Here is a 9,640-nt window from a genome sequence, read left to right as displayed (position 1 = left end):
TCGGCCTCCTGAAAGGCGTCCGAACCGATCATGAAGGTCGGCACCTGGCCCGACAGCACGACCATCGGGATCGAATCCATCAGCGCGTCGGTGATGCCGGTGACGGCATTGGTCGCGCCCGGCCCGGAGGTGACCAGAACGACGCCGGGCTTGCCGGTGGAACGCGCATAGCCCTCCGCCGCATGGGCCGCGCCCTGTTCGTGGCGGACCAGGATGTGCTTGATGCCCTGATCCTGGAAAATCTCGTCATAGATCGGAAGCACGGCGCCGCCGGGATAGCCGAACACGACGTCCACGCCCTGGTCCTTCAGGGCCTGGACCACCATTCTTGCTCCGGTCATTTGCTGCGCCATCGTTCTCTCCATCGTCAGGCGTTGCGGCAATAAAAAAACCCCCGGGTCGCAGGGACTGGGGGCACATGGGTTCCGTCAGGGTGTCCGGGGTTACCGGCCCATGTGCCTTCCTCCTACGAGTACAAGAATGTCTGCCATTCTCGGGGATCCTTGGTTTTCGTGCGCGGGACCATAGGAGCGTCCGCAAGGGGCGTCAACGGCTTTTGCGGATAAAATGTCGCAGCTATCGGCGCCTTTGGAATTTTCTTTCGCGATCGGGGTGCGCCGGGTTGCCGACACGGCTCCACGACGCCGCCGTCCGTGCGCCCGGTACGGGTGGCGGTCGCGTTTTGCCGGACGCCGCGGGAAAGCGACCGGTTGTTCACCCTCATTGACCTGAATCAAAGCCGCCGGGCCGGTATTGCGGCATTAACTTTAAGTAGAATAAATCTAAACTGGAGCCAGAGATGCGACGTTATCTTGTTGCCACAACCGCTGCCGCCTGCGTGCTGGGCGGGCCGCTTGCCGCGAGCGAATTGCGCGACGAGGCGCTGGAGTATTTCCAGCCGCTGCCCTCGACCCTGATGGCCCCGGCCGACAATACCGTGACGCCCGAGAAGATCGCGCTTGGCAAGGCGCTTTTCTTCGATCCGCGCATGTCGGCCTCGGGTGTGTTCTCGTGCAACTCGTGCCACAACCTCGCGACCGGTGGCGATGACAACCTTGAAACCTCGATCGGGCATGGCTGGCAGAAGGGGCCGCGCAACTCTCCGACGGTCTTCAATGCCGTCTTCAACATCGCCCAGTTCTGGGACGGGCGGGCCGAGGACCTGAAGGCGCAGGCCAAGGGGCCGGTGCAGGCGGCGGTCGAGATGGCCAACACGCCGGAGAATGTCGTCGCCACGCTGATCTCGATGCCGCAATATGTCGCCTGGTTCGAGGGCGCGTTCCCCGGCGAAAGCGCCCCCGTGACCTTTGACAACTTCGCCAGGGCGATCGAGGCCTACGAGGTCACGCTGACAACCCCCGCGCCCTTCGACGCCTTCCTGAACGGCAACGAGGAGGCGCTGGACGAGCAGCAGAAGGCGGGCCTGCAACTGTTCATGGATGCCGGCTGTGTCGCCTGTCACAGCGGGATCAACGTTGGCGGCCACGACTATTATCCGTTCGGGCTGATCGAGAAGCCGGGTGCCGACATCCTGCCCGAGGGCGATATCGGCCGGTTTGCGGTGACGGAAACCGCAGATGACGAATATGTCTTCCGCGCCGCGCCGCTACGCAATATCGCCGAGACGGCGCCGTATTTCCATTCGGGCAGGGTCTGGGGGCTGCACGAGGCGGTGCAGATCATGTCTGAATCGCAACTCGGGGCCGAGATGGCGTCCGGGGATGTGGAACTGATCGTCGCTTTCCTGGGGTCGCTGACGGGGGCGATTCCGGAGGTGGTCCTGCCAGCGCTGCCGGCCGAGACCGGCACGACGCCGAAGCCGACGGCACAGGTGATGGCCGAATAGACCGGGCCGGAACCACGGAAAGCCGCCCGCGGGGCGGCTTTCCTAGAGGTTGAAGCCGGTTCCCTGCAACACGCCGTGTTCCAGCGCATAGCGGGTCAGGCCGGCGGTCGATGAAATGCCCAGCTTGCGCTTGATGTTCTTGCGGTGGGTCTCGACCGTGCGCACCGAGATATCGAGCGAGGCGGCGACCTGTCTGTTCGACCGGCCCTGCGCCAGTTGCAGCAGGATCGTCTGTTCGCGGCTGGTGAGCGCCTCGCGCATGCCGTCGCCGTCGGGGGCGAGCGATGCGATGGCGCCGGTGCACAGATAGCGCTCGCCCGCCATCACGGCGTCGATCGCCTCCTTGATCTTCTCGGTGGGCACATCCTTCAGCACGTATCCCTTGGCGCCATGGCCAAGCGCGGTCGAGATATATTCGGGGCTGTCGTGCATCGACAGGATCAGCACGCGCAGGCCGGGATGGCCCTCCATCAGCATCTCGGTTGCCGAAAGTCCGTTCATGCCGGGCATGTTCAGATCCATCAGCACCACATCCGGTTCCAGATCGGCGACCCGCTCGACCGCCGCCCGCCCGTTCGACAGGGTGCCGACGACCTCGATATCGGGATAGGTTTCAAGGATGGCCTCGATCCCCTCGGCGACCATCGGGTGATCGTCGACGATCATCACCCGTGTAGCGCTCATGCGCTTCTCCTTTCGCCGTCCTGCGGCAGCTTGGCATCGGGTTCGGGCGGCAGCATGTGGCTGAGCGGGACATGCACCTCGATCGCGGTGCCGGAGCGTGTCGACAGAACCCTGAGCGTGCCGTCCAGCCGGTCGACCCGCTCCTGCATGTTGCGCAGGCCGAGGCCATGCGCCTGTTCTCCGCTACGCCCGCCGGCGGCGGCGATACCACGGCCGTTGTCGGCGATGCGCAGCGATGCGCCGCCCCGGTGGCCGCGGATCTGCAGGCCGACCCGGGTTGCGCCGGCGTGGCGTTCGACGTTGGTCAGCGCCTCCTGCGCAATGCGGTAAAGCGCGATCTTGGCCTCCTGATCCAGACGGTTGCGGAAGACGACGGTCTTGAACTCGGTTTCGATCCCGGTGCGGCGGCCGAACTCCTCGACCAGCGATTGCAGGGCGGGGCCGAGCCCGAGATCGTCGAGCACGCCGGGGCGCAGGTCGCGGCTGATCCGGCGCACCTCCTGAATGGCGCCGCCGAGCGCGTCGATCCCCGAATCGAGGCTTGCCCCGGCGCGCGCGTCGCCAGTGACAAGCCGGCGCCGCGTCAGTTCCAGCGCATAGCGGACACCGACAAGGATCTGGCTGATCGAATCGTGCAACTCGCGCGCCACGCGGCCGCGCTCTTCCTCCTGGGTGTCGAAGATGCGCTGGGTCAGGGCCTTCAGCCTGGCATCGGCAAGGCGCCGTTCGCGGATATTCAGCACCAGCCCGGAGAGGAAGACCAGAAACAGCGCCGCCATGGCGATCGCCGCGATCCAGCCAAAGGTGCGGCGGACCCGGCTTTCGATCTCGGCACGGGCGGCGGCGACCGTATCCAGTACATCGTCGATGAATATCCCGGTGCCAAGCACCCAGCGCCAGTCCTGCAGGCCAATCGCATAGACGACCATCTGCGCCTCGTCGCCGGTGCTGGGTTTTTCCCACAGGTAGCTGTGATAGCCAGCGCCGCTGCGGGCGATCTCGACCAGCCGGTCGGTGACCGGGGTGCCTTGCGAATCGGTCAGCCCGGCCCAGTTGCGGTTGATTAGCCCGGTCTGGCGCGGGGCAACCAGATTGGTGCCGTCATAGTCGAAAACGAAGAAATATCCGTCCTGACCATAGATCATCGATGCCAGCGTCTGGAGAACGCGCCTCTTTGCCGCTTCGTCGTCGGGGGGCGCGTGTCCGTAATCGCCGGAAATCGCGGTCCGGGCGATGGCCAGATAGTTCTTCAACTCGCTTTTCTTGGCATCGATCAGGTGGGTTTCGAGCTTCTCGATCTCCCATTCGGCAAGCTCGTGCGACTGCACCGTCACCAGCGCGGCAACCGCGGTCATTGCCAGAATCAGCGGCACTGTCGCCAGCAGCGACAGCTTCTGGGCATAGCCGGGCCGCAGGACGGCCCACTTGCGGGCAAGGAGGTTTCTCAGCGGAGGTCCTCTGGGGCTGCGCGACAGGGCCGCAGTTTATCCGGCTGCGGCGCGGACTGGCAAGCAGGCCGCCTTGTGACGTTACGATGCGATTGCGCCATACGCGCTGTATCGGCGCCGTCCGACCGCGCGGTGCCGGCTTCCGGGCGATTGGCTTTGCCACAAATTTCAGCGGAATTTCCGCGTTTCTACGCAAAAGTCGGTATTTCCCCGCGCAGCCCCCGCCGCTAGGCTGCGCGACACGAAAACGATCCGCCCGCTTCGGGGCGGGCATCCAGATGCAAGGGGAGGAAACGCTCATGGATCGTCGTTCATTTCTGAAAAACTCGGCGCTGGGGGGCTCGGCCGCCGCTGCGACCGCACTTGCCGCGCCGGCCTATGCGCAGGGCAACCGCACACTGACGATGGTTTCGACGTGGGGCCGGGGGCTGGCCGGCGTGCACGATGCGGCACAGTATTGCGCCGACGCGATCACCGCGCTGACCGACGGGCAACTGACCGTCGACCTGAAGGCCGGCGGCGAGCTTGTTGGCGCCTTCGAATCCTTCGATGCCGTATCCTCGGGGCAGGCCGACATGTATCATGGGGTCGATTACTATTTCCTTGGCCAGCATCCGGCGCTGTCGTTCTTCAGCCAGGTGCCGTTTGGCATGACCTTTCAGGAATACGCCAACTGGAACTACCATGGCGGCGGCAGGGAACTGCGTGACGAGCTTTACGAGATCTTCGGCCTCAAGTCGTTCTCGGCCGGCAATACCGGCCCGCAGTCGGGCGGCTGGTTCAACCGCGAGATCAACGCGCCCGAGGATTTCCAGGGCCTGAAGTTCCGCATGCCCGGACAGGGCGGGCAGGTGCTGGGCAAGCTGGGCGCATCGGTGCAGAACCTTCCCGGCTCCGAGGTCTATCAGGCGCTGTCGTCCGGCGCGATCGACGGCACCGAATGGATCGGCCCCTGGGCCGACGAGAAGGCCGGCTTCCAGGAGATCACCAAGATCTACTATACCGCCGGTTTCCACGAGCCCGGGCCGAACCTGTCGCTGACGGTCAACCTCGGGGTGTTCGACGGCCTGACCCCGGCGCAGCAGGGCATCATCGAACAGGTCGCCGGGGCGTGCAACATCTGGAACATGGCCCAGTTCATGGCCCACAACTCGGCCGCGCTGCAGCGCCTGCAGGCCGGCGGGGTCAGGGTGATGGAATTCCCCGACAGCGTGTGGGATGCCTTCGGCGCGGCCTCGAAGGAGGTCATCGAGGAACCGCTGGGCGACGATCTCTACAAGCGCTGCTACGAGAGCTTCACAGCCTCGCTCGCCAGTTCGGCCGGCTGGGCCAGCCGTTCGGAGGGGGCTTTCCTGGCGCAGCGCAACCGCGTGCTCGGCTGAACCGGGCGGGCGCGAATGAGGGTGGGCCCGCCGGGCCCGCCCGTTTCGTGCAACCGACGAACGCCTGAAAACAACCCGACCCGCCGGAGAGCAGGAAAATGGGACTCGTGGAAGCATGGGGCGGCAGCATACCCGGATGGATTGCTGCCAATATTCTGGAATCGTTTGGTAATTTCTATCAGGCCGTAACACATCCCGGGTTGTGGCTCGACTGGTCGGACAAGGAGGCGTTGATGCGCTTTGCCTATTACGGCGGTTCGGTCGAGTTCTTTTTTGTCGTCTTTACCGCCTTCCTGCTGCTGACCGTGCTCTGCATGTTCCATCACCGCCTGATGTGGGGCGTGGTGCGCGGGCTCGAAGGGCTGGCCAACGGGTTGGGGCGGTTCACCGCCTGGTTCGGGCTGTTGATGGTGCTTCAGCAGATCCTGATCATCTTCATGCAGCGGGTTTTTGCCGCCTCGCAGATCACCATCGGGTTCGGCACCGCGATCACCCACGATGTCTCGTGGTGGTCCGAGGAACTGAAGCTCTACAACGCGATGATCGTCGCGCTTTGCGCCACCTATACGTTCGTTCAGGGCGGTCATGTGCGCGTCGATCTGGTTTACGCGATCTCGCGGTTCCGGATCCGCAAGATCATCGACATGGCGGGCTCGCTGCTGTTCATGATGCCGATGGCGACGCTGATCTGGATGTACGGCTGGTTCTTCATGTGGCGGCATCTGATCACGCCCAAGATATCGGCCAGCGACAAGCTGGAGATGATGCTTCGCAAGGCGACGATCGTGAAATGGAACGTCGAGACCATCAGCTTCTCGCCCAACGGGTTCAACGCCTATTTCCTGTTCAAGGTGCTGCTGGTTGCGTTTGCCGGGCTGGTGTTTCTGCAGGCGATCGCCTTTTTCTACCGTTCGTGGCTGGAAATGGTCGAAGGCGAGGCGAGCGAGGACAGATACCTCGACAAGGACAGGCTGGACGACGCCGACGCCGAGCGCGCCGCGGAAATCCACTAAGGGGCAGGGTACATGCTTTTTGGACTTGATGGCGTCGAGATCGGGCTGATCATCGTTTTTCTCTGTCTTTTCGGGGCGATCCTGTCGGGGTTTCCGGTGGCCTTTGCCATCGGCGGCGCCGGCATCATCGCCTTCGGGATCATCGCCGCGCTCGATTCGGCCGGCCTGCTGGTGCATCAGGCCATCGATTCGGGATCGGACGCCTATCGGGCGCTGGTCGGGCAGGGGATACATAACGATGCGATATCGGTTTTCCGCTATCCCGATCTGCCGCGTGTCGCCGAGCCGCTGTTTCCAGGTGGCTGGGAACAGGCGATGGACCGCAACCTCAGTTTCATCGTCAACCGGATCAACGAGCGTGTGCTGGCCGGCGCCTCGATCGAGACGCTGCTGGCGGTGCTGATGTTCGTGATGATGGGCATCACGCTGGAGCGCTCGAAGATCGCCAACGACCTGCTGACCACCATGGCGCGCATCTTCGGGCCGATGCCGGGCGGGCTGGCGGTTTCCATCGTCGTCGTCGGCGCCTTCCTTGCCGCTTCGACCGGGATCGTCGGCGCAACCGTGGTCACCATGGGGTTGCTGGCGCTGCCCACCATGCTGCGCAACAACTATGCGCCCGAGCTTGCCACCGGGGTCATCGCCGCGTCGGGGACGCTGGGGCAGATCATTCCGCCGTCGATCGTGATCGTCCTGCTGGGCACGCTTGCGGGCGATCTCTATGCCACCGCGCAGGAGGCGCGCGCCCAGCTTGTCGGCTGCGGCGATGCGCTGACCTATCTGGGCGAGCCGGCGGTGGTTTCGGTGGGCACGCTGTTTCAGTCGGCGATGCTGCCGGGGATCATGCTGGCGGTGCTCTACGCGGTTTATGCGTTCGGCTTTGCCCTGCTCAATCCGCACAAGGCGCCGCCGGTCGAACTGGGCCATGGCGAGGGCGAACCCATCGGCCGCGCCTGGGGGCTGACATGGTTTCTGTTCGTGCCGGCACTGCTGATCGGCGGCACGGTGATGCTGCACTCGATGGGTGTGATCGGCTCGCAAAGCACCACGGTCGCCAGCTTCTCCGAGGCCGGCCAGACGGCGAGCCTGCGCACGCGCGTCAATGACAGGTGCAAGACCGCGATGATCGAGTTGCACGGACAGGCCGCATGGGACAGGGCGGTGGCCGAACAGGCCGAAATCGACTCGGCCGGCGGGGTGCAACGGGCGCAGCGTCTTTCCGAAGAGGAAATCGCCGCCGCCCGCGACGCCAGGATCGCCGGCGCGCGGCCGGTTTCGACCTCTATCGCCACCGGGTTCCTGCTGCTCGCGCTGGTGCTGACCACCGCGCGCGGCATTGCGCCCTCGGCCGATCCGGCGCCGCTTCTGGTCGGCGCGGTCGGGGTTGTGCTGGCCCTTGTGGTGGACTGGCTCTGGATCGGGCCGCTGACAACGCCGGGGCGGTCGCTGCTGCTGCTTGCCATTCCGCTGGCGCTGACGCTCTACGGCTGCCGGCGGGCAGCCGGGATGCTGGGCGGGAACGAGTTCATCCGCGTCGTCTTTCCGCCGCTGGTGCTCATCGTGGCCGTGCTGGGCTCGATTCTCGGCGGTATCACCAACCCGACCCCGGCTGCCGCGCTCGGCGCGGGCGGTGCACTGATGCTGGCCGCCTACCGGCGGCTTTCCGAAGACGACGGCAAGGGGCAGCTTATCGTCTGGTCGACCTTTGCCATCGTCATCATGTTGCTGGTCGGCGTGAACTTCGACCTGCGCGTCCAGCAGGGATCGGTCAGTTTCGAGAACCGGGTCGCGTATCTGGTCGCGCAGGGCACCTATCTGTTTGCGATGTTCGGGATTTTCTACGCCTGCTGGGTGCTGTTCGCCAAGGGTGTGCTCGGGCCCGTCGTGCGCGAGACGGCCAAGGTCACCTCGATGGTCTTCACCATCCTGATCGGCTCGCAACTGCTCAATCTCGTGGTGATCTCGTTCGGCGGCGAGCATTACATCCAGAGCTTCCTGCGCAGTTTCGACAACGAAATGACGGTCTTCCTGCTGGTGATGCTGGTGCTGTTCGTTCTCGGTTTCGTGCTCGACTTTCTCGAGATCATCTACATCGTCATCCCGATCGTCGGGCCGGTGATCTATGGCGGCACCATGGACCCGAAATGGGTGACGATCATGATCGCGGTCAACCTTCAGACCTCGTTCCTGACACCGCCCTTCGGTTTTGCGCTGTTCTACCTGCGGGGGGTCGCGCCGAAAGAGGTCTCGACCCGGCAGATCTACACCGGTGTCGCTCCTTTCGTGCTGATACAGGTTCTCGGGATCGGGCTGCTCTGGCTCTTCCCGTCGATCGTCACGATCGTGCCCAACCTGATACCGAACTGACGGGCGGCTGGCAGCCCGTCGTACTGCCTTGCCGGCTGCCCGCGCGAACGCGGCCGGCAAGGCAGCTCTCCCGTCCTCCGGCGGATACCGCGCCGGTGTGTACCATGCGACCGCCGTCATTGCACCCGGCGGCTTTGCATGGCAGCGAAGCCGAAGGCGCCGCGACGTTGGCGGGCCGATTGCACGGGGTGCGGCCATGCTGGGCTATCTCACACTGATTTTCGTCTGCCAGCTTGCCGGCGAGGTTATCGCCGGTATCCTGAAACTGCCGGTTCCGGGGCCGGTGATCGGCATGGTGCTGCTGTTTGTCTACCTGTCCCTTCGCGGCGCGGTCCCCGAGGACCTCGGGCAGACCGCCGGTGCGCTGCTGCGTTACATGTCGCTGCTTTTCGTCCCGGCGGGCACCGGGGTGATACTGCACTTCCGGCTGCTTGGCGCGGCCATCGTACCGCTGAGCGCCGCGCTTGTGCTCAGCACGGTGCTGACCATCGCGGTGACAGGGCTGATGATGCGCTGGCTGGGGCGGGTGGGCGCCGATGGATAATCTTCAGCAGACCTGGGTCTATCTCAGCGCAACGCCGCTCTTCAACCTGACGCTGACGCTTGTCGCCTTTCAGGCGGCCGTCTGGGTATTCGAGCGGGGTGGCCGCTCGCCCCTGCTGAACCCGGTGCTCGTTGCGGTGCTGCTGATCGTGGCGGTTCTGGCCCTGACCGGAACCGATTACGCGACCTATTTCGAGGGTGCGCAATTCGTTCATTTCCTGCTCGGGCCGGCGACGGTATCGCTGGCGGTTCCGCTTTACCGCCAGTGGCACCGGGTGCGCCGGTCGGCGCTGGCCATCACGGCGAGCCTGCTTGCCGGGTCGCTCACGGCGATCCTGTCGGCGGTGGGTATCGCGT

9 protein-coding genes are annotated in these 9,640 nt (G+C 64.7%); 6 read left to right on the top strand and 3 right to left on the bottom strand.

Annotated features, from left to right (window positions below):
• On the bottom strand, positions 1–353 hold a 353-nt coding region (locus tag ACK5IR_RS06720), incomplete at its 3' end, for a thiamine pyrophosphate-binding protein (RefSeq protein WP_416927183.1).
• Between the two features lie 446 nt (positions 354–799).
• Between ACK5IR_RS06720 and ACK5IR_RS06715 the strand changes: the two genes are divergently transcribed.
• Positions 800–1,846 (top strand): cytochrome-c peroxidase, encoded by a 1,047-nt coding sequence (locus tag ACK5IR_RS06715; RefSeq protein WP_416927181.1) that lies wholly within the window; start codon positions 800–802, stop codon positions 1,844–1,846.
• A gap of 42 nt (positions 1,847–1,888) precedes the next feature.
• On the opposite strand, the gene ACK5IR_RS06710 is transcribed toward ACK5IR_RS06715, so the two are convergent.
• Positions 1,889–2,530, bottom strand: coding sequence for a response regulator (locus tag ACK5IR_RS06710; protein ID WP_416927179.1), 642 nt, complete (start codon positions 2,528–2,530; stop codon positions 1,889–1,891).
• A complete protein-coding gene (locus ACK5IR_RS06705; protein WP_416927177.1) occupies positions 2,527–3,885 on the bottom strand; it encodes a cache domain-containing protein in 1,359 nt (452 codons plus the stop codon). The genes ACK5IR_RS06710 and ACK5IR_RS06705 overlap by 4 nt, the downstream gene beginning before the upstream one ends.
• Before the next feature lie 392 nt (positions 3,886–4,277).
• Here ACK5IR_RS06705 and ACK5IR_RS06700 point away from each other — a divergent pair, with 392 nt between their 5' ends.
• From ACK5IR_RS06700 to ACK5IR_RS06680, 5 genes are all read left to right on the top strand, one after another.
• Positions 4,278–5,360 (top strand): TRAP transporter substrate-binding protein, encoded by a 1,083-nt coding sequence (locus tag ACK5IR_RS06700; RefSeq protein ID WP_416927175.1) that lies wholly within the window; start codon positions 4,278–4,280, stop codon positions 5,358–5,360.
• A gap of 98 nt (positions 5,361–5,458) precedes the next feature.
• Positions 5,459–6,373, top strand: a complete 915-nt coding sequence (locus ACK5IR_RS06695; RefSeq protein ID WP_416927173.1) for a TRAP transporter small permease subunit — start codon at positions 5,459–5,461, stop codon at positions 6,371–6,373.
• A gap of 12 nt (positions 6,374–6,385) precedes the next feature.
• Positions 6,386–8,740 carry a TRAP transporter large permease gene (locus ACK5IR_RS06690; RefSeq protein ID WP_416927171.1) on the top strand — a complete coding sequence of 785 codons (2,355 nt, stop codon included), beginning with the start codon at positions 6,386–6,388 and terminating at the stop codon, positions 8,738–8,740.
• A gap of 196 nt (positions 8,741–8,936) precedes the next feature.
• Positions 8,937–9,284: a CidA/LrgA family protein gene (locus ACK5IR_RS06685; protein WP_416927169.1), complete on the top strand. Its 348-nt coding sequence runs from the start codon at positions 8,937–8,939 to the stop codon at positions 9,282–9,284.
• Positions 9,277–9,640 (top strand): LrgB family protein (locus tag ACK5IR_RS06680; protein ID WP_416927167.1); only part of this gene is annotated, 364 nt, incomplete at its 3' end. The genes ACK5IR_RS06685 and ACK5IR_RS06680, both read left to right, overlap by 8 nt.

It is taken from the genome of Tropicimonas sp. (genome assembly GCF_047971885.1).
Classification (GTDB): Bacteria; Pseudomonadota; Alphaproteobacteria; order Rhodobacterales; family Rhodobacteraceae; genus Tropicimonas.
This window is presented reverse-complemented; position numbering and strand designations above follow the sequence as displayed.